We start from the raw sequence: 20,347 nt of genomic DNA, 5'->3' as shown, positions 1-20,347 counted from the left end.
TCACGTTGATCGCCGGGAACAGCAGGGTCCCCGACTGGAACATCTCGTACAGGCGGTGGACGCCCGTGGTGGTCTCCTCGGTGACGCCGCGGATCTCGGACGCGAGCTGCGTCCACTTCTGCGGGGCCTCCGCCAGGGTGCGGTTGAGGAGGGTGAGGATGTGGCCGTACTCCTCGCTGTCCGCGGTGGACGGGTCCGGAGCGGAGCCGGCCTTCTCAAACTCGACGCCCTTGTGGACGAGGAGGGTGGCGTCGCCACCGTCGTCCAGGATCATGTTCGGGCCGCCGGTGGGGGTGTTCGGCCAGGTCAGCGCCTGCTCCGTGCACCACCAGTACTCCTCCAGGGTCTCGCCCTTCCAGGCGAAGACCGGGACGCCCTGGGGGTTCTCCGGGGTGCCGGCCGGGCCGACCGCGATGGCCGCGGCGGCGTGGTCCTGGGTGGAGAAGATGTTGCAGGAGGCCCAGCGGACCTCGGCGCCCAGGGCGACGAGGGTCTCGATGAGCACGGCGGTCTGCACGGTCATGTGCAGCGAGCCGGTGATCCGCGCCCCGGCCAGCGGCTGGGCGGCGGCGTACTCCTTGCGGATCGACATCAGACCGGGCATCTCGTGCTCGGCGAGGGTGATCTCCTTGCGGCCGAACGCGGCCAGGGAGAGATCGGCGACCTTGAAGTCCATGGGTCCTGCTCCTCGTGGTGGGATGCGAGAGGGTACGGCTGAGCGGTGCGCCGCGATGGGCGCACGCAGCGCAGTCCGTCGGAGGCCCTCTCTCCTCTCGGCCGGTCCGGTGGACCGCCCGACCGCCATCAGCAGCGACGCCTGACACCTCTCCCGAATCTACACCGAACGGCCGATCAGCCCCCAGCCGATCCTGCTCAAGTCTCCGCGGCTTTAGGGGCCGTCCGGCGGGCCCGTTTCAGGACTTTCGGACTTTTGACGCGCCCCTTAACTGCGGGACGATGCCGGTGGGCCCGTCGCTGCTGACGGCGGTCGGGCGGTCCCGCGTGACCGAAGGTGTGAGGAGATTCCAGTGACCAGTCCGGACGGCCTCCCGCAGAGCGGCGGCCCCAGTGGGCGCAAGCGCCTGAAGCTGCTCGCGGTGACCGCGTGCCCCACCGGGATCGCGCACACCTACATGGCTGCGGAGAAGCTCCAGCAGGCGGCGGCGCGGCTCGGGTACGACATGAAGGTCGAGACCCAGGGCTCGATCGGGGCCGAGAACGTACTCACTGACAACGATGTCAGAGAAGCGGACGGCATCATCATCGCCGCCGACAAGGAGGTCGACCGCGAGCGGTTCGCCGGGAAGCGGGTGCTGTCGACCGGGGTCGCGGACGGCATCCACCGGCCCGAGGAGCTGATCGAGCGGGTGCAGGGCGCTCCGGTGCAGGCCGGCAGCGGGTCCGGCGGGGACGCCGGTGGCGGCGGCAAGGAGCGGAGCCTCGCGTACAAGGCGCTGATGAACGGTGTCTCGTACATGATCCCGTTCGTGGTGGTCGGCGGTCTGCTGATCGCCGTCTCGCTGGCGCTGGGCGGGCACGCCACCGCCGAGGGGTACGCCGTCGTCCCGGGCACCTTCTGGGACCACCTCTTCCAGATCGGCGTCATCGGCTTCACGCTGATGATCCCGATCCTGTCGGGCTACATCGCGTACGCGATCGGCGACCGGCCCGCGCTCGTACCGGGCATGATCGGCGGGTTCATCGCGAACACCGGGTCGCTGTACGACTCGAAGGCCGGGGCCGGCTTCATCGGGGCGATCGTGACCGGCTTCCTGGCCGGGTACCTGGTGGTGTGGATCAAGAAGGTCAAGGTCCCGAAGGTCGTCCAGCCGATCATGCCGATCATCGTGATCCCGATCGTGGCCACGACGGCGCTCGGGCTGTTCTTCATCTACGTCATCGGCAAGCCGATCTCCTGGGTCTTCGAGAGCCTGACGGGCTGGCTGTCGGGGATGACGGGGACGAGTGCGATCCTGCTCGGCGCGATCCTCGGGCTGATGATCGCCTTCGACATGGGCGGGCCGGTCAACAAGACGGCGTTCCTCTTCGGTACGGGGCTGATCGCCTCCGGGAACTACGCCGTGATGGGCATGTGCGCCGCTGCGATCCCGGTGATGCCGCTCGGCCAGGGCCTGGCCACGCTGCTGCGCCGCAAGCTCTACTCCGAGCAGGAGCGGGAGACGGGCATGGCGGCGCTCTTCATGGGGATGTTCGGCATCTCGGAGGGCGCGATCCCCTTCGCGGCGGCCAGGCCGGCCATCGTGATCCCGTCCAACATGCTGGGCGGCGCGGTCGCCGGTGCCCTCGCGGGTGTGGCCGCGGTCGGCGACCACGTGCCGCACGGCGGGCCGGTGGTCGCCGCCCTGGGCGCCATCGACAACTGGGCCTGGTTCCTGATCGCCATCGCGGCGGGCACCGTCGTGACCGCTCTGACCACCAACGCGCTGATCGAGATCAAGGAGCGCCGGTCGGGCGGCGGGGTGCGGGCCGTGCCCGCGGCCGCCGGTGCGGCGGCGGCGGCGGTGCGGGTGCCGGCCGCGGTCGGAGCGGGGGCTGCGGGCGGGGCACCCGGGGCGGGCGGTGCTCCCGCGCCGGGCGGGGCTGTGGCCCCGGCGGCCGGGGCGGCGCCCGAGGTGCTGTCCGGGTACCTGACCGCGCAGACGGTCAGGACCGAGCTGGCCGCGGACTCCAAGGAGGCCGCGATCCGCGAGATGGCGCAGCTGCTGGCGGGCACCGGGAACGTGCGCGACGTGGACGAGCTGGTGCGGGTGGCGCTGGCCCGGGAGGCGCAGGGGACGACCGGTCTCGGCGAGTCCATCGCCATCCCGCACGCCAAGACGGACGCGGTGAGCCGGCCGACGGTGGGCTTCGCCCGCTCCTCCGAGGGCATCGAGTGGGGTGCGCTGGACGGTACGAAGGCCCGGCTGGTGTTCATGATCTCGGTGCCGGAGGCGGCGGCGGGCGACGAGCACCTGCGGATCCTGGCGCTGCTGTCGCGCAAGCTGATGGACACCGGGTTCCGGGAGCGGCTGTCGTCGGCTCCGGACGGGGCGGCGGTGCTGGAGGTGCTGAGCGAGATCCGCTGAGCGCCGTACGGCCCGGAGCGGCGGAGCCCGCCGGGGGGCCGCCGGGGAGCTGGAGTCGACGGGGTCCCCGTTGCCGCGCGCGGTAACGGGGACCCCGTCGGCCGTGGTGCCGGCGGGGCTCCGTACGATGCCCTGCTGCGCAGCCCGCGCGCTCGTTGGGGAGGGGACGTCATGCAACGCAGACCTGGCCGCAGGCGGAGTGTCTGGGCGATCGTGCTGGTGGCGGTGGGGGTGCTGGTGGCCGGGGCCGCCCCGGTGCTCTTCCACAGCGGGTACGCGGTGAAGAGCATGACGGGGGCGAGCATGCGGCCCTCGTACGGGCCGGGTGAGCGGATCGTGTTCGCCAAGGGGATCAGCCACCCCTCGTCGGGGGACGTGGTGCTCTTCACCGCCCCCGGGTGGGCCGATCTGCCGAAGGGCACCGAGCTGGTGAGCCGGGTGGTCGCGACCGGCCGGGACCGGATCGCGTACGACCGCAACGGCTCGCTGACGCGCAACGGGCAGCTCCTGGAGGAGCCCTACCTGGAGGGCCTGGACGACGGGATGGCGGGCTCCGCGCCGTTCAACGTGACCGTGCCGCAGGGGCGGCTCTTCCTGATGGGCGACAACCGGGCGAACTCGAACGACTCGCGCTACCACCAGCCGGTGGCCTCGGGGACGGTGCCCGAGTCCGCGGTGGTCGGGGTGGCGATCCCGGAGGAGGAGCACGCGGGCCTGCTCTACGTGTTCGGGGGCGCCGCCCTGGGCGGCCTGCTGCTGGCCCTGGCGGGGGCCGGGCTCGGGATCGGGGCCCGGGTGGCCCGGCGGCGGGCGCGCGAGCGGGAGCTTGCCCCGCCGCACGTGCCGAACCCCTCGCAGCGGCTGGGCTGGTAGCGGGGGCGGAGGACCTGCGGGAGCCGGGAAGGCCCCCGTCGCGCGGGTGCGCGGCGGGGGCCTTCGTACGCGGTCGGCCCGGCCGGTGCGGGCCGGGAGCCGCGGGTGAGCGGTCGGCTGCGGGTCAGCTGTCGGCCGCGGGGGCGGCCTGAGCAGCCGGGGCCCGGTAGATGTCGGGCTCCAGGTAGATGACCCGGGCGATCGGGACGGCCGCCCGGATGCGGTCCTCGGCGGCGTTGATCGCGTGGGCGACCTGCTCGGCGGTCTCGTCGTGCTGGACGGCGATCTTGGCGGCGACGAGCAGCTCCTCGGGGCCGAGGTGCAGGGTGCGCATGTGGATGAGCGAGGTGACGGTCTCCCCGTCGACGATCGCCGCCTTGATCTTCTCCACCTCCTCGGTGCCGGCGGACTCGCCGAGCAGCAGGGACTTGGTCTCCGCGGCCAGGACGATCGCGATGGCGATGAGCAGGACGCCGATGCAGAGGGTGCCGATGCCGTCCCAGACGCCGTTGCCGGTCAGCAGGGCGAGGCCGACGCCGGCGAGGGCGAGGACCAGGCCGACGAGGGCGCCGAGGTCCTCCAGGAGGACGACGGGGAGCTCGGGGGCCTTCGCGCGCTTGACGAACTGCTTCCAGGAGAGGGAGCCGCGGACCTCGTTCGACTCCTTGATCGCCGTACGGAAGGAGAAGGACTCGGCGATGATCGCGAAGACGAGCACGCCGACCGGCCAGTACCAGGCCTTGATCTCGTGCGGGTCGTGGATCTTCTCGTAGCCCTCGTAGATGGCGAACATGCCGCCGACGGAGAAGAGCACGATGGAGACGAGGAAGGCGTAGATGTAGCGCTCGCGCCCGTATCCGAAGGGGTGTTGGGGCGTCGCCTCGCGCTTGGCCTTCTTGCCGCCGAGCAGCAGCAGGCCCTGGTTGCCGGAGTCGGCCAGCGAGTGGACGCTTTCCGCGAGCATCGACGACGAACCACTGAAGATGAACGCCACGAACTTGGCTGCAGCGATGGCGAGGTTGGCGGCGAGTGCCGCCACGATCGCCTTGGTTCCGCCTGACGCGCTCATGGGTGCCGGGTGTCCCTTCCTAGCCACTGGTACGGCCGCACATTGTTGCAGCCCTTCGGGCGGGCCCGGTCTCAGGCCGCCACCGTGGCGCGGAAGACGGTACCCCGACCGGACAGCCGGACCTCTTCGCCGGCGGGTACGAACACCGACTCGCCCGGGGCGAGGGGCAGTTCACCGACGACCGGGGCGCCGGCCGTGCAGAGCAGGATCTGCGGGGCGCCGTACGGGAGTTGGCGGGGGGCGCCGCCGGGGGCGAGGACGAAGCGGGAGAGCCGGAAGTCCTCGACCGGGGTCTCGTACACCTCCTCGCCGTCGCTCTCGGGGCGCAGGATCCGCGGGGCGCCCGGTTCGAAGCGGACCACCTTCAGCAGTTCGGGTACGTCGACGTGCTTGGGGGTCAGGCCGCAGCGCAGGACGTTGTCGGAGGTGGACATGATCTCCACGCCGAGCCCCTCGATGTAGGCGTGCGGGACGCCCGCGCCGAGGAACACGGCCTCGCCCGGCTGGAGCCGGAGGTGGTTGAGGAGCAGGGCGGCGACGACCCCGGGGTCGCCGGGGTAGTGGCGGGCGAGGACGGCGTAGGGCTCGTACGGGCCGCCGAGGCGCTCGGCGGCGGCCGCGGCCTCGGCCACGGTCTGGGCCATCTCCCCGCGGTCCGCGGTCAGGACGGCGGTGAGCACCTCGCGCAGGGCGGCGTCCTCGGGCTGGGCGAGGAGCAGGTCGGCGTACGGCTTGAGGGAGTCCACGCCGAGCCCGGCGAGCAGGTCGGCGGACTCGGCGGCCGGGCGGAAGCCGCACAGGCCCTCGAAGGGGGTGAGGGCGCAGATCAGCTCGGGCTTGTGGTTGGCGTCCTTGTAGTTGCGGTGCGGGGCGTCGACGGGGATCCCGCGGCGCTCCTCGTCCTCGAAGCCGGCCCGGGCCTGGGCGGGGTCGGGGTGGACCTGGAGGGAGAGGGGGGCGCCGGCGGCGAGGAGCTTGAGGAGGAAGGGCAGCCGGGGGCCGAAGCGGGCGACGGTGGCGGCGCCGAGTTCGCCCTCGGGGTCGGCGGCGATGACCTCGGCGAGGCCCGTCGCGCCGGATCCGCGGTCGAGGCGGGAGGGGGCGCCGGGGTGGGCGCCGAGCCACATCTCGGCCTGCGGTTCGCCCGTGGGCGCCGTGCCGAGGAGCTCCGGTATCGCGGTGGTGGAGCCCCAGGCGTAGGGGCGGACGGTGTTGGAGAGGCGGTCCATCGGTCGTCTTCCTGGGAGGTGGGAGGAGGACCGGGTGCGGTGTGTGCGCCCGCGCCGGTCCCCCGGTCGGTACGCCCCGCTCAGGGGCGTCCCCCTGAGGCCAGCGCCAGGTAGGCGGTGGCGAAGTCCGTGACGGCGAGGAGTTCGGCGAGCAGTTCGAGCACGCCGCCCTCCTCCGGTTCGAGCTCGCTGACGGCCGTGTCGTGGCTGAGGGCGAGCTCGCGTGCGGCGGGGGCGGCGGTGAGTCCGCCGCCCGGCCGGTCACGCAGCAGGACGACCCGGGCGCGCAGAGCCTGCGGCTCCTCGACCCGGTCACGGAAGAAGTCTTCGGGATCGGCTCCCGCGGCGAGGGCCCCGGAGAGCAGGACGCCGTGGGCGGGGAGGGCCTCGGGCAGTTCGGCGGCGAGGGCGGGGCGGCCGGCGAGCTCGGCGAGGGTGGCGGCGAAGCGGCGGCCGGCCGGGGCGGCTGCGGACCCCTCGGTCCAGATGAGGGCGAGGGAGTCGGCGAGTTCGGCGGCGAGGGTCTTGGCCGGGTTGGAGTACGTGGCGATGGCGGGGCCGCAGCGCTCGGCGGTGCGGTCGAGCCGGTCGGCGGCGGCCTGGAGGCTGTCGGGGCCGGCCTGGATGACGCCGACCTTGTCGAGGAGGACGAGGAGGGGGGTGAGCAGGGCCCACAGGGCGCCGGGGCCTGCCGCGGCGCTCTCGTCGTACTCCTGGTAGGGAGCCCTGGCCATCGGGACGAGCAGTCCGTGGGCGCCGGCGACGGCCTCGGCGAGCGGGGAGCGCTCGGGGGCCACGGCGACGACCGTCGCGCCGCGCCGGTAGGCCTGTTCGGCGAGGCCGGCGAGTCCCGGTTCGGTGCCGTCGGTGGTGGTGATCAGGAGGAGGTCCACGGGGCCGGCCCAGCCGGGCAGGGTCCAGCGCAGGGCCCCTGCGGCGGGGGCCACTCCGGCGGGCTGGAGCCGGACGAAGGGGGCGGAGGCCCCGCCGAGGGCCGCCAGCACGTCGGCCACGCCGGCGGCCGCGGTGCCCGGGCCGGCGAGCAGGACGGCGCGCGGGCGGCCGTCCGGGCGCAGGTCGGCGAGGCCGGCCTCGGCCGCGTGCCGGGCTGCGGTGCGGACCCTGGCGCCCGTTTCGGCGGCGCCGCGGAGCAGTCCGCTGCGGTCCGCCCGGGCGAGCGCCTCGGGGTCGTCGAGCAACGACTCGTCGAGCATGACGGCCTCCGGTCGGGTCAGGCGGGTCGGCGGGCCTCGTCCACGAGGAGTACGGGGATGCCGTCGCGCACGGGGTACGCCAGGCCGCAGTCCGCTCCGGTGCAGATCAGCTCGGGGGTGTCGGCCGTGGACTCGTCGGTCAGCGGCGCGTGGCAGGCCGGGCAGGCGAGGATCTCCAGGAGGCCGGCTTCGAGCGGCATGGGTGGTCCCTTCGGGGTGCGGTCGCAGGGCCGGGGCCGCCGGTCCTGCGCTGGTGCGGTGCTGTTCTCGTATCGGTGCCGTCTGGCCAGGTCAGCGTACCGCCGCGGGGCGCAGGGTGCGGCTTGTGTGCGGCCCGCCGGGGACGGTCCCGGCGGGCCGGCGGGGGTCAGGCGCGGATCAGGGCGAGGACCTCGTCGCGTACGGCGGCGAGGGTGGCCCCGTCCCGGGCTTCCACGTTGAGGCGGAGCAGGGGCTCGGTGTTGGACGGGCGCACGTTGAACCACCAGTCGGCGGTGGCGACGGTGAGGCCGTCCAGCTCGTCCAGGGTGGTGCCGGGGCGGTCGGCGTAGGCGGCGCGGACGGCGTCGAGGCGGCCGGCCTGGTCGGCGACGGTGGAGTTGATCTCCCCGGAGCCGGCGTAGCGGTCGTACGAGGAGACGAGGGCCGACAGGGGACCGTCCTGGGTGCCGAGGGCGGCGAGCACGTGGAGGGCGGCCAGCATGCCGGTGTCGGCGTTCCAGAAGTCCTTGAAGTAGTAGTGCGCGGAGTGCTCGCCGCCGAAGATGGCGCCGGTGTTCGCCATCTCCTCCTTGATGAAGGAGTGGCCGACGCGGGTGCGCACGGGGGTGCCGCCGTGCTCGCGGACGACCTCGGGGACGGACCAGGAGGTGATCAGGTTGTGGATCACCGTGCCGGTGCCGCCGTTGCGGGCCAGTTCGCGGGCGGCGACCAGGGCCGTGACGGCGGAGGGGGAGACGCCCTCGCCGCGCTCGTCCACGACGAAGCAGCGGTCGGCGTCCCCGTCGAAGGCGAGGCCGAGGTCGGCGCCCTCGGCGCGGACGCGCTCCTGGAGGTCGACGACGTTCTTCGGGTCGAGGGGGTTGGCCTCGTGGTTCGGGAAGGTGCCGTCGAGCTCGAAGTACAGGGGGACGACGTCGAGCGGCAGGCCGGCGAGGACGGTGGGGACGGTGTGCCCGCCCATGCCGTTGCCCGCGTCGACGACGACCTTGAGGGGGCGCAGCGCGGAGAGGTCCACCAGGGACTTCAGGTGCGCGGCGTATTCCTCCAGGGTGTCGCGCTCGGTGACCTTCCCGGGGACGGCGGCGGGCTCGGGGGCGCCCTTCTCGGACCACTCCTCCACCAGGGCGCGGATCTCGCCGAGGCCGGTGGACTGGCCGACGGGGGCGGCGCCCGCGCGGCACAGCTTGATGCCGTTGTACTGCGCCGGGTTGTGGGAGGCGGTGAACATGGCGCCGGGCAGGCCGAGGCTGCCGGAGGCGAAGTACAGCTGGTCGGTGGAGCAGAGCCCGATGAGGGTGACGTCGGCGCCGAGGGCGCCGGCCCCGCGGGCGAAGGCCGCGGCGAGGCCGGGCGAGGAGGGGCGCATGTCGTGGCCGATCACGATCGCGGACGCGTCGGTGACCTGGACGAAGGCGGCGCCGAAGAGTTCGGCCAGGGATTCGTCCCACTGGTCGGGGACGACTCCGCGTACGTCGTACGCCTTCACGATCTGCGACAGATCTGCAGCCACGTGGCCACCCCTCCTGAATTCCTGTGCGGTCGGTCCAACCTACCCGCAGGAGGTGAACCGCAGGCCCCGGGAGGTGAACCCCGGGCCTCAGGATTCGGGCGAACGCAGTACGCGCAGGTGGCGGCGGGGTTCGCCGGCGGGTGCGGCCCCGGCGGCGCCGGGCTCCGCGGCGCGTTCGTGGGGCCGGGCGGCCTCGCGCACGGCGTTGGCGAGGGCTTCGAGGTCGTCCCCGCTGGGGCGGGCGGGACCGGACCCGTCGGAGAGCCGGACGACCTCCCACCCGCGGGGGGCGGTGAGGCGTTCGGCGTGCTCGACGCACAGGTCGTAGCAGTGGGGTTCGGCGTAGGTGGCGAGCGGGCCGAGAACTGCGGTCGAGTCGGCATAGACGTACGTCAGTGTTGCGACGGCAGGGCGGCCGCACGCGGTGCGCGAACAGCGACGTACAGGGCTCACGACGTTGGACGGTACCGCACTCTTGACCGGGCCGCGACGACTCTCCCGCAGGTCACTCCCCCGTGTCGCCTGGGGGCCGCCGCCCCGGGCCCTCCCCCTGCACCCCCGCTGACCTGCGCGGGGACTGGTCAGAAGGGGTGTGCCGGGGGCGATTGCGCGCGCCGTCCGGTACGAATGCCGTCAACCACGGCAAGTGCGGAGATCACCGGAAGATCCTGAAACGTGCCCGGGGCGGGGCCGGACCGCGCGGGCTGCGGTAGCGGGGCCCGGGGGCCCGCAGAGGGCTACCCTGCCTGGGTGATGGACAGTTCCGTACCTCCCAGCGCCCCCGGAGAACGCCAGGACGGACCGCGGCCCCGCCGCCGGGACCGGCACGGCCGCGGGATGCGCGGCCCGGTGGCGCCGCCCCAGGTGCCGCTGTCGGCCAGCCGGTCCGAGCTCTTCCGCGATCTGGTGCGGGATTCGGTGGAGCGGCTGGAGCGGCGGTTCCCGCAGCTCGCGGACGTGGACTTCATGGTCGCCGAGGTGCCGCGGCCGGGCGGGCCGGAGGGCGGCTGGAACGACGAGGCCGTGCCGCTGGGCTCGCTGGTGGCGGCCCGGGAGGGCCGGCCGCCGCGGATCGTGGTCTACCGGCGCCCGGTCGAGATCCGTACGAAGACCCGCGACGACCGGGCCCTGCTCGTGCACGAGATCGTGGTGGAGCAGGTCGCCGAACTGCTGGGGCTGTCCCCCGAGACGGTGGACCCGCGGTACGGGGAGGACGGGCGGGACTGAGGCGCCGGGGCCGGTGCCGGTGCGCCGGGCGGCCCGGGGTGCCCCTGCGACCCGGCGCCCGCCGCCGGGTCAGCGGTTGAGCACGGACAGGTCCTGGACGGCGCGCGGGACGGCGACCGTGCCGCCGTCGTCCTGGAGGGTCTGCACGGTGAACATGAGCACTCCGTCGTCGCCGCCCTCGTCCGGCAGGGCCAGCGTGCGCGCCGCGTACACCGGGCCGCCCGAGCGGGTGGCGGCGGTCAGCGCGTACGAGCCCTTGAGCCCGGCGGGCACGGGCGGCTTGACCGCGAGGGTGGTGCCCGCCTTGACGGTGTAGGTCTTGGTGGCGGGGGTCCCGCCGCCGGTGCCGGCGGAGGCCGTGACCTCGACGGTCGCGTCGGCGGTGGTCGCGGTCAGCGAGAGGGTGGTGCCGGCCGCGCGGTTGTCGGCGACGGTCGCGCGGGGGCCCACGGGGGCGGCGGCCGGGATGAAGGCGAGCTCCTGCTTGGCGCCCGTACCGCGGGTGATGCGCAGGGCGGCCACCACCGGCGTCTTGTGCCGGGGGTCGGCGGGGGCCAGCAGCAGGGAGCCCGGTTCGCCGCGGGTGAGGTCCTTGAGTTCGGCCGAGGCGGTCATCCCGGACTTGACGTGCAGCACGTCGAGGGCGGCGGGGGTGAGGGATCCGGTGGGCCCGGCCAGCCGGATCTTCAGGTCGGCGTCGTCGTCCCCGGGCGCGTACGCGTACAGCTTCACGGAGGTGGCGTCGGCGGGGATGCCCGGCAGGACGAGGGAGGGCGCGGGGTCGGCCGCGGCGGGCAGCCAGTCTGCGCCCGCCCCGTCCTCCTGGGCCTGGACGGTGGCCGCGACCCGGCCGCTGCGGGTGCTCACCCGGGCCGTCAGGTCGGCGACGGGCGCCGGGGTGAGGGTGGCCAGGGAGATGGACAGCGAGGCGCGGGGCGGGACTTCGAACCCGCGCTTGGCGGCCTCGTCGAGCTCGATGGCGCCCTCGGGGCCGTAGAGCTGTACGTCGGCCACGGCGACGGTGTCGTCGTCGGGGTTGGTGAGGTGCAGGTAGTCGTGCCGGGTCTTCGCCGTGCCGGTGCCGGGGAACCAGAAGTCGGTGTCGGGGGCCGCGCACGCGGTGCCGAGCACCCCGCGGGCCGAGCCCACGGGCACGGTGGTGGTCTGCTGGGCGGTCCAGCCGGGGGCGAGGGCGCCGTCGGCGGTGCCGGCCAGGGCCGGGGCCTCGGCCCCGTCGGCGGTGGCCGCGACCGGCTTGCCGGGCTCCTTGAGGGTCAGGAGGGGCTTGGGCCTGGTGCCGGTGGTGGTGAGGACGGCCGTGCCCTTGGCGGCGGCCGCGGGGGCGTCCTTCCCCGCGGGCGGGGTGTAGGCCGTGTACGCCGTCTCGGCCACGTCGGAGCCGCTGGGGACCGGGCACAGCAGGGTGCTGCGCTCCACGGGCAGCAGCGCGCCGCTGCGCCCGGCGGACGCGGCCGCCGGGTCGGCGGGGGCGGTGACCGCGGCGAGGCCGGTGAGCGCGGCGAGGGCCGCGGTGACGGCGGCGAGGGTCAGGGGGGCGCGCTTCACTGGTTGCTCCCGTCGGGGCGCCGGTCGTCCCGGTCGTGGTGGGCGTCATCGCGGTGGGGCGGGCGGGCCGGGTCCGCGGGGCCGCCGGGGTACGGGGGCTCGTACCCGTAGGGGGCGGGGTCCTGGGGGTAGCCGTAGCCGGGGGCGGGCTGGTGGCCGTGCTGGCCGTACGGGTCCTGGTGGCCGTACTGGTCCTGCTGCCGGTACGGGTCCTGCTGTCCGTACGGGTCGGCGTGGCCCTGCTGGGGCTCGTAGGGCTCGTACGGCTGGTACTGCCCGTACGGGTCGGGGTGGTGGCCCTGGCGGCCGTACGCGTCCTGCGGGGCGTACCCGTCCTGCGGGGCGGCCGGGGCGGCGGCGTAGGACGGGGAGTCCCACTGGCCGTGGTCCGGCTGGGCGGGGACGGCGGCACCCCCGAAGGGCGCGCCCGGGTCCCCGGCCTCGGGGGCGGCGTACGGGTCGGCCTGCGCGCCGTGCTCGGCGCCCGCCGCGGCGGCCTCGGCCCGCAGCCGGCGGGCGCGGCGGCCCTCGCCGTCGGCGGCCTGGGCCGGTACGGAGGCCTCCTCCTCGGGGAGGTCGTCGTCGAGTTCGCGGCGGCGGCCGGGCAGGGCCATCACCAGGAGGAGGACGGCGAGGGCGCCCTGGGCCCAGTGCCAGGCCCCGGCGGCGAAGGACTCGCGGTAGGTGAGGTCCAGGCGGCCGCCCGCGGCGGGGAGTTCGAAGCCCTGGGCCCAGCCGTCGACGGTCTTCTTCGGGAGCTCCCGGCCGTCGAGGGTGGCGTACCAGCCGGGGGCGGCGGAGTCGGCCAGGCGCAGGATGCGGCCCGCGGGCCCGGCCGGGACCTCCTTGTGGACCTCGACGGGTCCGGCGGCGACGGTGACGGGGTCCTCGCCGGCCTTCCCCGAACGGATGACGACGCGGGCGATCTGCCCCTTGACCTCCCACAGGGAGATGCCGTCGAGCTTGCTGACCCGCTTGAGGCCGGGGGTGGCGTTGAGGACCCGGCCGGTGTGGGCGGGGGCGCCGTCGGCCAGCAGGACGTAGCGGATCGCGTAGGAGCCGAGCGCCTCGCTCTGGTCGGCGCCGGACCCGGCGACCAGGCCGGCGACGACCCGGTCGAGGCGCGGGTCGGTGCCGTTGGCGGCGGCGGTCTCGGCGTCGCCGAGGCGGCTGCCGGAGCCGCGGACCAGGCTGTACGAGACCCGGTCGGCGGAGTCCCCGCTGAGGACGAGGGTGCGCTGCTGGTCGCGGGAGGTGCTCATCTCGGCGACGAAGGCGGGGACCTGGACGGGGTCGCGGCGCTCCAGCGGGCCGTGGGCCCCTGCCAGGGTCCACTGCGCGGCGGCGGCCAGGGGGGCGGCCGCGGCGGCGAGGGCGATGAGGACGGCGAGCGGCTGGCGCCAGCCGAAGCTCTGCGCGGCGACCCGCTCGCGGGCGCCGTCGGCGCCGAGGACGGCGGCGGCGATCAGGCCGGCGGCGTAGACGAGGGTGGCGGGTCCGGCCCAGCCGGTGCGGTTGGCGATGACGGCGAGGAGCAGTCCGGCCAGGGCCGCGGCCCAGGCGGTGAGCACGGCGGCGCGGCGCTCGGCGCGCAGCAGGGCGGCGAGGGCGGCGAGCAGCAGGCCCAGGAGGAGGGCGGCGGTCGGGGTGCCGGGGCCGCCGGGGCTGGTGGCGAGCAGGTCGAGGGGGCTCGCGGAGCCCGGCCCGTACGGCAGTCCGGCCTCGCGCAGGAGGGCGGAGGGGGAGGTGAGGAGGGTCAGGGACCAGGGCGCGAGGACGATCAGGGGGGTGGCGGTGGCGGCGAGCCAGCGGGGTGCGTACGTGCGCAGGGCGTGGCGCCGGCGGGCCAGGGCGGCGAGTCCGAGGAGGGCGGCCAGGGGCCAGGCCGCGGGGGTGAAGGCGGTGGCGAGGGTGAGCAGGAGGGCGTACGTCCACACGGCCCGCCAGCTGCCCTTGCCGCCCTCCTCGCCGCCGAGGCCGTACGCGGAGACGGCGGCGCGGGCGGCGAGGGGCAGCAGGACGGCGAGGACGGCGGTGCCGAGGCGGCCGCCGGCGAGGGCGCCGGTGACGGCGGGCAGGAAGGCGTAGGCGACGGCGGCCCAGGCGCGCAGCAGCCGGGATTCGACGAGGGGGCGGGAGGCGAAGTAGGCGGTCAGTCCGGCGAGGGGCACGGAGCAGACGAGGAGGAGGGTGAGGGCGGTCTCGGTGGAGCCGAGGAGGAGGGTGGACAGGGCCGCGAGGACGGCGAGGTAGGGGGGTGCGGTGCCGGTGCCGCCGGTGCCGACGGGGTGCCATTCGCCGAGGTAGGCCTGCCAGAGGGAGGAGGCGCTGCCGGGGGCGGGGAGCAGGGCGCCGCCGGCGAGGGAGCCGCCGGCCAGCAGGGAGCGGCAGGCGGCGAGGGAGACGAGGAGGAGCAGGGCGAAGAGGACGGGGGCGGGTCTGCGGGCGATCCGCTTGATCCGGGCGAACTGCTCGATCTCCAGGAACTCGGCGTCCTCCCCGCCGGGTCCGCTCTCGACGGCGCTGCCGTGGCGGCCCGCGCCGGGGCCGTCGGTGTCGCGGCCGGCGCCGAGGTGGCCGGCGGCCTGTTCGACGGTGGCGCGGAGGGTGGCGCCGGGCGGCGGGAAGAGGGGGCGCAGTTCCTTGGCGGGGACGGCGGCGCGGCCGCGGGCGCGGCGGGCGGCGAGGATCCGGCCGGGGCGCAGGAGGGTGCGGGCGAGTCCGCCGATCTCGTCCACGGCCTGGCCGGGCGCCTTGCCGACGAGGTAGGCGAGGGTGCGCAGGAGGGTGCCGAGGAGGAGGCGGAGCAGGACGTACGGGAGCCCGGGGGCCGGGGTGTTGGCGAGCAGGGTGTGGACGGCGCCCGCCTTGTCGACCCGGTGGGGGCCGGCCTGGGTGCGTCCGGCGCAGTCGATGGGGCGGCGTTCGCGGGCGGCGGCCTCGGCGTGGCGCAGGACGGCGTCGGGGGCGATGAGGACGGTGTGGCCGGCGGCGTGGGCGCGCCAGCACAGGTCGACGTCGTCGCGCATGAGGGGCAGGCGGCGGTCGAAGCCGCCGAGGGCCTCGAAGACGTCGCGGCGTACGAGCATCCCGGCGGTGGACACGGACAGGACGGGGCGCACCTGGTCGTGCTGGCCCTGGTCCTGTTCGCGGCGGTCGAGGCCGGTCCAGCGGCGGCCGCTGCGGGCGATGGTGACGCCGGCTTCGAGGAGCTGCTTGCGGTCGTACCAGCCGCGGAGCTTGGGGCCGATGACGGCGGGGGGTTCGCCCGCGGGGCCGCCCGCCGGGCCGTCGCCGTCTCCGTCTCCGTCGGATGGACCGAAGCCGCTGCCCGGGCCGAAGCCGCTGCCGGGGCCGCCGCCGGTGCTCACGGCGTCGGCGACGCGCAGGAGTTCGGTGAGGGCGTCGGGTTCGGGGGCGCAGTCGTCGTGGAGGAGCCAGAGCCACTGGACCGGTTCGCCGTGCGGGTGCTCGGGGAGGTCGTAGGCGTCGTCGCGCCAGGTGCGGCTGACGGGGTCCCAGCCGCTGGGGCGCCGGAGGTAGGGGAGGTCGTCGGCGGTGGGGGTGCCGGCGGCCCTGACGGCCTCGTCCACGGCGGCGCCGAAGCCGGTGCGCCGGGCGAGGTGCAGGACGCGGTCCTCGCCGAGGGCCTCCGTGAGGAGGCGGGCGGATTCGTCGGCGCTGCCGGTGTCGGCGGCGATCCAGTTCTGGACGGGGCGTTCCTGGCCGAGGAGGCCGGCGAGGGCCTGGGGCAGCCAGCGGGCTCCGTCGTGGGCGACGAGGACGGCGGTGACGACATGCCGCGGGAACGCGGGGGCGGCGGCCGAGTCGTAAGGGGCCGCCGAGTGGCTGTGCACGGACATCGCGGTACGGGCCCTCCGGCCGGGGGTCCGGGGCGTGCCCCGGAGGCTGCTGGACAGCGCCCCACACTAACGGCTGCGCACACAGCGGTCCGCCTCCTGCGGGGAAGGGGCAGGAGGCGGACCGTCTGGTTTTTCATGACGTGCAGCGATTGTCGTGCGGGTGGTGCTGCCGGCCGGGGCCGGGCGGTGTGCGGGTCAGACGGCGGCCTTCTTCAGGCGGCGGCGCTCGCGCTCGGACAGGCCGCCCCAGATACCGAAGCGCTCGTCGTTGGCGAGGGCGTATTCGAGGCACTCGGAGCGGACCTCACAGGCGAGGCAGACCTTCTTGGCCTCGCGGGTGGAGCCGCCCTTCTCGGGAAAGAAGGACTCGGGATCGGTCTGGGCGCACAAGGCGCGCTCCTGCCATCCGGCCTCCTCGTCCGCCTCCTCGACCAGCAGTTCCTGAAACAGCTCGGTCATGTGCGCCCCTCGTCTGTCTTTTGCGTCCCCGTGATGACGTCGTCACCGAATGTGGTCAAACGACACGAGTGAAATTACAAGTGTGTGGCTCCGGGGCAGTCAAGCCGGGATCTGCTATTGGGCCCCTTATTCACTCTGCGGAACCAAGCCTATGCAGAAAGTGTTCATATCGCCAAAAATCGTGACACATGCCACGCGCATCATCCGGCTCGGAAACCTCACCCGTAACGGACGCACCCGGGAGTGCCGTTGTTGCGGTCCGGCGGCAGAAGCGGTGCGGATCACAGTCCGGTCACGACCTGACGCCGTCCGGGCGGGCTGCTGCGCCACATGCCCTGGTCAGAGGTGCACAAACCTTTCTCCGTGCACAGTAACCGGATGAGGTGAAAGATTTCCCCCAAAGCAGACATTGGGTTGACAGTCGCCCCCGCCACCCGTTCTCCTTGACTGCATGTCGGCGAACACAGCGCACTCCGGGACCCCCATTCGTGGGTTCCTCTGCGCTGCCCAGGTTCGCTGTTGCTGTTGCAGCTGTTGAAGCCACCAGAGCTCCAGCCCGCCCACAGCAGCCCCGACCGCGCGGACGCCCCCTCACCCGCACCCCCGCGCAGGTCCGACATCCGTCGAGGAACCACCCCATGAACCAGGACAGCGACCTCCAGATCGCCGGCGACATCCTCGCCGTCCAGCACCTGCTCCAGCCCGCCAAGGAACACCCCACCACCGTCGCCGAGTTCGCCGGACTCGCCCGCTCGATCGCCGCCGACCGCACCCAGTGGGAGCACCTGGTCGAGTACGACGCCACCACCCGCTGGTACCACCGGCTGCGCACCGGCCCCGGCTACGAGGTCTACGTACTGAGCTGGGTCCCCGGCCAGGGCAGCGGGCTCCACGACCACGGCGGCTCCTCCGCCGTCATGACCGTCCTCGACGGCGCGCTGACCGAGCGCAACCCGCGCGGACACCTCTCCCTCGGCCCCGGCAGCGAGCGGATCTTCGCCCCCGGCCACGTCCACGAGGTCGTCAACGACTCCCTCGAAGCGGCCGTCAGCCTGCACGTCTACTTCCCCGGCCTGACCGACATGCCGATGCACCACGCCCCGGCGGCCGCGACGGCGTACGGCACCGGGCGGCTGCACCACGCCGCCGAGACCGCGGCCCTGAGTTCCTGACACCTGCCGCGGATACCCAGGCCCGACCGCCTGACACCCCGCCGCGCCCGCCTGGCAGACTGCGCCCATGCGCATTGTTGTACTGGCCGGCGGCATCGGCGGCGCCCGCTTCCTCCGCGGGCTCAAGGCGGCCGCGCCCGGCGCGGACATCACGGTCATCGGCAACACCGGTGACGACATCCACCTGTTCGGGCTCAAGGTCTGCCCCGACCTGGACACGGTGATGTACACCCTCGGCGGCGGCATCGACGAGGGCCAGGGCTGGGGCCGCGCCGACGAGTCCTTCACCGTCAAGGAGGAGCTGGCCGCGTACGGCGTCGGCCCCTCCTGGTTCGGCCTCGGCGACCGCGATTTCGCCACCCACATCGTCCGGACCCAGATGCTCTCGGCCGGGTACCCGCTCAGCGCCGTGACCGAGGCCCTGTGCGACCGCTGGCAGCCCGGGGTCCGGCTGCTGCCCATGACCGACGACCGGGTCGAGACCCACGTGGCCCTCACCGACCCCGGCAGCGGCGAGAAGCGCGTCGTGCACTTCCAGGAGTACTGGGTCAAGATGCGGGCCTCCGCCGACGCGGAGGCCGTCGTCCCCGTCGGCGCCGAGCAGGCCAAGCCCGCCCCCGGGGTGCTGGAGGCCGTCGCCGCGGCCGACGTGGTCCTCTTCCCGCCGTCCAACCCGGTGGTGTCGGTGGGCACGATCCTCGCCGTCCCCGGCATCCGGGAGGCGGTGGCCGCGGCCGCCGCCCCCGTGGTCGGCCTCTCCCCCATCGTCGGCGGCGCCCCCGTGCGCGGCATGGCCGACAAGGTGCTCGCCGCCGTGGGCGTGGAGTCCACCGCCGCGGCCGTGGCCCTGCACTACGGCTCCGAACTGCTCGACGGCTGGCTGGTGGACACCGCGGACGCGGCGGCCGTCGCCGAGGTCGAGGCGGGCGGGATCGCCTGCCGCGCGGTGCCGCTCATGATGACCGGCACCGCGGCCACGGCGGCGATGGCCCGCGCGGCCCTGGACCTGGCGGAGGCGGCACGGTGACGGGTGCCGGTCCGCAGGGGGCCCGACCGCAGGACGACCCGCCGCAGCCGGGCCGCCGCGGGCCCTCGTACGAGGTGTGGGCGGTGCCCGGCCTGCCCGAGGTCCGCCCGGGCGACGACCTCGCCGCGCTGATCGCCGCCGCGGCCCCCGGCCTCGCGGACGGGGACGTCCTCCTCGTCACCTCGAAGATCGTCTCCAAGGCCGAGGGTCGGATCGTGGCCGCGGACTCCCGCGAGGCGGCCATAGACGCCGAGACGGTCCGGGTGGTCGCCCGCCGCGGCCCCCTGCGCATCGTCGAGAACCGGCAGGGGCTGGTGATGGCGGCGGCCGGCGTGGACGCCTCCAACACGGCGCCCGGCACCGTCCTCCTCCTGCCCGAGGACCCGGACCGCTCCGCACGGGAGATCCGGGCGGGCCTCGCCCGCGCCCTGGGCGCGGACGTCGGCGTGATCGTCACCGACACCTTCGGGCGCCCGTGGCGCACGGGCCTGACGGACGTGGCCATCGGCGCGGCCGGGGTGCGGGTCCTGGACGACCTGCGCGGCGGTACGGACTCCCACGGCAACCCGCTCAGCGCCACCGTGGTCGCCACCGCCGACGAGCTCGCCGCCGCCGGCGACCTGGTCAAGGGCAAGGCGGGCGGCCTGCCGGTGGCCGTGGTCCGCGGGCTGGGGCACGTACGCGGCGAGGGTTCGGCCCGGGAGCTGGTGCGCGGCGCGGCCGACGACATGTTCCGGCTGGGCACCTCGGAGGCGGTCCGCGAGGCCGTCACCCAGCGGCGTACCGTACGGGCCTTCACCGCGGACCCGGTGGACCCGGGCGCGGTCCGGCGCGCGGTGGCCGCGGCGGTCACGGCACCGGCCCCGCACCACACCACCCCGTGGCGGTTCGTGCTCCTCGAATCGGAGCGGGCGCGCACGGAGCTGCTGGACGCGATGCGCGCCGCGTGGATCGCGGACCTGGAGCGGGACGGCAGGTCCCCGGAGTCGGTGGAGAAGCGGATCCGGCGCGGGGACGTGCTGCGCAGGGCCCCGTACCTGGTGGTGCCCTGCCTGGTCACGGACGGGGCGCACCACTACGGGCACGCGCGGCGGGACGCGGCGGAGCGCGAGATGTTCGTGGTCGCGGCGGGCGCGGGCGTCCAGAACTTCCTGGTCGCCCTCGCGGGCGAGCGGCTGGGCTCGGCCTGGGTCTCGTCCACGATGTTCTGCCGCGACGTGGTCCGCAAGGTCCTGGACCTGCCGGAGGACTGGGACCCGATGGGCGCGGTCGCGGTGGGGCACGCGGCGGAGCCCGCGAAGGACCGTCCGGCACGCGACGCGGCCGATTTCATCGAGGTGCGCTGACCGGGACCGCGCGCGCGTGAAAAGGCCGGTGCCCCGTACGGATTCCGTACGGGGCACCGGCCTTCTGCCGTGCGGGGGCTCAGTCCTCGTGCGCCTCGTCCCACTGGGTGCGGGCGAGGTGCGAGTTGGTCCGGACGAGGTCCTCGTGGTCCTCGATCATGAAGAGCGAGTACCTGCCCGTTCCGTCCAGCGCCTCGAAGACGCGGTGCGCGAACGCGTCCGTGTCCGTCTGAACGGCGGAGACGCGGGCCGGGTGGGAACGGTGCGGCTCGTCGAGGTCCGGGGGCACCGCGACCCAGACGCTCAGCCAGCAGTCCCCGTCGCCCCAGGTGAAGGAGGGGGACGGCGCCCCGGCGTCACCGGAGAAGGTGACGCCGAGGGCCGCTTCGAGGTCGGCACGGAGTGCCTCCCCCAGCGTGGCCCCGGGAACCTGCGGCCCCCGGAACCCCGCGTGGATGTCGTATTCGCTCATCGTGTCCTCGGC

The 20,347-nt window shown here is 74.8% G+C and carries 17 protein-coding genes; 6 read left to right on the top strand and 11 right to left on the bottom strand.

What is annotated here, in order from left to right; genetic code table 11:
- Positions 1-676, bottom strand: a 676-nt coding sequence (locus tag ACZ7JZ_RS07355; RefSeq protein WP_470934154.1) for an adenosylhomocysteinase, incomplete at its 3' end; no start/stop codon positions are given.
- Positions 677-1,028: 352 nt separating this feature from the next.
- Between ACZ7JZ_RS07355 and ACZ7JZ_RS07350 the strand changes: the two genes are divergently transcribed.
- Both ACZ7JZ_RS07350 and lepB read left to right on the top strand, forming a co-directional pair.
- The gene (locus ACZ7JZ_RS07350) at positions 1,029-3,086 is read left to right on the top strand and encodes a fructose-specific PTS transporter subunit EIIC (protein ID WP_470934152.1); all 2,058 of its coding nucleotides are present in this window, start codon (positions 1,029-1,031) and stop codon (positions 3,084-3,086) included.
- Positions 3,087-3,257: 171 nt separating this feature from the next.
- The gene (lepB, locus tag ACZ7JZ_RS07345; RefSeq protein ID WP_470934150.1) at positions 3,258-3,959 is read left to right on the top strand and encodes a signal peptidase I; all 702 of its coding nucleotides are present in this window, start codon (positions 3,258-3,260) and stop codon (positions 3,957-3,959) included.
- Between the two features lie 124 nt (positions 3,960-4,083).
- Here lepB and ACZ7JZ_RS07340 read toward each other — a convergent pair whose 3' ends face one another.
- From ACZ7JZ_RS07340 to ACZ7JZ_RS07315, 6 genes are all read right to left on the bottom strand, one after another.
- Positions 4,084-5,028, bottom strand: coding sequence for a cation diffusion facilitator family transporter (locus tag ACZ7JZ_RS07340; RefSeq protein WP_470934148.1), 945 nt, complete (start codon positions 5,026-5,028; stop codon positions 4,084-4,086).
- A gap of 71 nt (positions 5,029-5,099) precedes the next feature.
- Entirely contained in the window at positions 5,100-6,257 is a 1,158-nt protein-coding gene (gene manA / locus ACZ7JZ_RS07335; protein ID WP_470934146.1) for a mannose-6-phosphate isomerase, class I, read from the bottom strand.
- Between the two features lie 80 nt (positions 6,258-6,337).
- On the bottom strand, positions 6,338-7,471 hold the full coding sequence (locus ACZ7JZ_RS07330; protein ID WP_470934144.1) for an SIS domain-containing protein: 1,134 nt from the start codon (positions 7,469-7,471) through the stop codon (positions 6,338-6,340).
- 17 nt (positions 7,472-7,488) lie between these two features.
- Entirely contained in the window at positions 7,489-7,671 is a 183-nt protein-coding gene (locus ACZ7JZ_RS07325) for a Trm112 family protein (protein WP_470934142.1), read from the bottom strand.
- Positions 7,672-7,838: 167 nt separating this feature from the next.
- Positions 7,839-9,203 carry a phosphomannomutase/phosphoglucomutase gene (locus tag ACZ7JZ_RS07320; RefSeq protein ID WP_470934140.1) on the bottom strand — a complete coding sequence of 455 codons (1,365 nt, stop codon included), beginning with the start codon at positions 9,201-9,203 and terminating at the stop codon, positions 7,839-7,841.
- Between the two features lie 87 nt (positions 9,204-9,290).
- Positions 9,291-9,707, bottom strand: coding sequence for a DUF3499 domain-containing protein (locus tag ACZ7JZ_RS07315; protein ID WP_470934220.1), 417 nt, complete (start codon positions 9,705-9,707; stop codon positions 9,291-9,293).
- A gap of 249 nt (positions 9,708-9,956) precedes the next feature.
- On the opposite strand from ACZ7JZ_RS07315, the gene ACZ7JZ_RS07310 reads away from it, so the two are divergent.
- Positions 9,957-10,430: a metallopeptidase family protein gene (locus ACZ7JZ_RS07310; protein WP_470934218.1), complete on the top strand. Its 474-nt coding sequence runs from the start codon at positions 9,957-9,959 to the stop codon at positions 10,428-10,430.
- 69 nt (positions 10,431-10,499) lie between these two features.
- Here the strand turns inward: ACZ7JZ_RS07310 and ACZ7JZ_RS07305 are convergent, their stop codons facing one another.
- The 3 genes from ACZ7JZ_RS07305 to ACZ7JZ_RS07295 all read right to left on the bottom strand — a co-directional run bounded on the left by ACZ7JZ_RS07305 (position 10,500) and on the right by ACZ7JZ_RS07295 (position 16,318).
- Positions 10,500-11,996, bottom strand: coding sequence for a DUF5719 family protein (locus ACZ7JZ_RS07305; protein WP_470934138.1), 1,497 nt, complete (start codon positions 11,994-11,996; stop codon positions 10,500-10,502).
- Positions 11,993-15,859 carry a glycosyltransferase family 2 protein gene (locus ACZ7JZ_RS07300; protein ID WP_470934136.1) on the bottom strand — a complete coding sequence of 1,289 codons (3,867 nt, stop codon included), beginning with the start codon at positions 15,857-15,859 and terminating at the stop codon, positions 11,993-11,995. Before ACZ7JZ_RS07300 ends, ACZ7JZ_RS07305 begins: the two co-directional genes overlap by 4 nt.
- Before the next feature lie 195 nt (positions 15,860-16,054).
- A complete protein-coding gene (locus ACZ7JZ_RS07295; protein ID WP_226734470.1) occupies positions 16,055-16,318 on the bottom strand; it encodes a WhiB family transcriptional regulator in 264 nt (87 codons plus the stop codon).
- A gap of 638 nt (positions 16,319-16,956) precedes the next feature.
- Between ACZ7JZ_RS07295 and ACZ7JZ_RS07290 the strand changes: the two genes are divergently transcribed.
- From ACZ7JZ_RS07290 to ACZ7JZ_RS07280, 3 genes are all read left to right on the top strand, one after another.
- On the top strand, positions 16,957-17,490 hold the full coding sequence (locus ACZ7JZ_RS07290; protein ID WP_470934134.1) for a cysteine dioxygenase: 534 nt from the start codon (positions 16,957-16,959) through the stop codon (positions 17,488-17,490).
- A 67-nt stretch (positions 17,491-17,557) separates the two neighbouring features.
- On the top strand, positions 17,558-18,517 hold the full coding sequence (gene cofD / locus ACZ7JZ_RS07285; protein WP_470934132.1) for a 2-phospho-L-lactate transferase: 960 nt from the start codon (positions 17,558-17,560) through the stop codon (positions 18,515-18,517).
- 74 nt (positions 18,518-18,591) lie between these two features.
- Entirely contained in the window at positions 18,592-19,863 is a 1,272-nt protein-coding gene (locus ACZ7JZ_RS07280; protein WP_470934216.1) for a coenzyme F420-0:L-glutamate ligase, read from the top strand.
- A 79-nt stretch (positions 19,864-19,942) separates the two neighbouring features.
- On the opposite strand, the gene ACZ7JZ_RS07275 is transcribed toward ACZ7JZ_RS07280, so the two are convergent.
- Positions 19,943-20,335 carry a hypothetical protein gene (locus tag ACZ7JZ_RS07275; RefSeq protein WP_470934130.1) on the bottom strand — a complete coding sequence of 131 codons (393 nt, stop codon included), beginning with the start codon at positions 20,333-20,335 and terminating at the stop codon, positions 19,943-19,945.
- Positions 20,336-20,347 lie beyond the last annotated feature (12 nt).

It is taken from the genome of Streptomyces sp. NPDC038213, from assembly GCF_055600495.1.
This window is presented reverse-complemented; position numbering and strand designations above follow the sequence as displayed.

Bases quoted from the DNA above. Each gene is read 5' to 3' on its own strand.
- ACZ7JZ_RS07340 (WP_470934148.1), bottom strand. From the start codon at position 5,028: ATGAGCGCGTCAGGCGGAACCAAGGCGATCGTGGCGGCACTCGCCGCC.
- ACZ7JZ_RS07310 (WP_470934218.1), top strand. From the start codon at position 9,957: ATGGACAGTTCCGTACCTCCCAGCGCCCCCGGAGAACGCCAGGACGGA.
- cofD (WP_470934132.1), top strand. From the start codon at position 17,558: ATGCGCATTGTTGTACTGGCCGGCGGCATCGGCGGCGCCCGCTTCCTC.
- lepB (WP_470934150.1), top strand. From the start codon at position 3,258: ATGCAACGCAGACCTGGCCGCAGGCGGAGTGTCTGGGCGATCGTGCTG.
- ACZ7JZ_RS07330 (WP_470934144.1), bottom strand. From the start codon at position 7,471: ATGCTCGACGAGTCGTTGCTCGACGACCCCGAGGCGCTCGCCCGGGCG.
- ACZ7JZ_RS07290 (WP_470934134.1), top strand. From the start codon at position 16,957: ATGAACCAGGACAGCGACCTCCAGATCGCCGGCGACATCCTCGCCGTC.
- ACZ7JZ_RS07295 (WP_226734470.1), bottom strand. From the start codon at position 16,318: ATGACCGAGCTGTTTCAGGAACTGCTGGTCGAGGAGGCGGACGAGGAG.
- manA (WP_470934146.1), bottom strand. From the start codon at position 6,257: ATGGACCGCCTCTCCAACACCGTCCGCCCCTACGCCTGGGGCTCCACC.
- ACZ7JZ_RS07300 (WP_470934136.1), bottom strand. From the start codon at position 15,859: ATGTCCGTGCACAGCCACTCGGCGGCCCCTTACGACTCGGCCGCCGCC.
- ACZ7JZ_RS07275 (WP_470934130.1), bottom strand. From the start codon at position 20,335: ATGAGCGAATACGACATCCACGCGGGGTTCCGGGGGCCGCAGGTTCCC.
- ACZ7JZ_RS07325 (WP_470934142.1), bottom strand. From the start codon at position 7,671: ATGCCGCTCGAAGCCGGCCTCCTGGAGATCCTCGCCTGCCCGGCCTGC.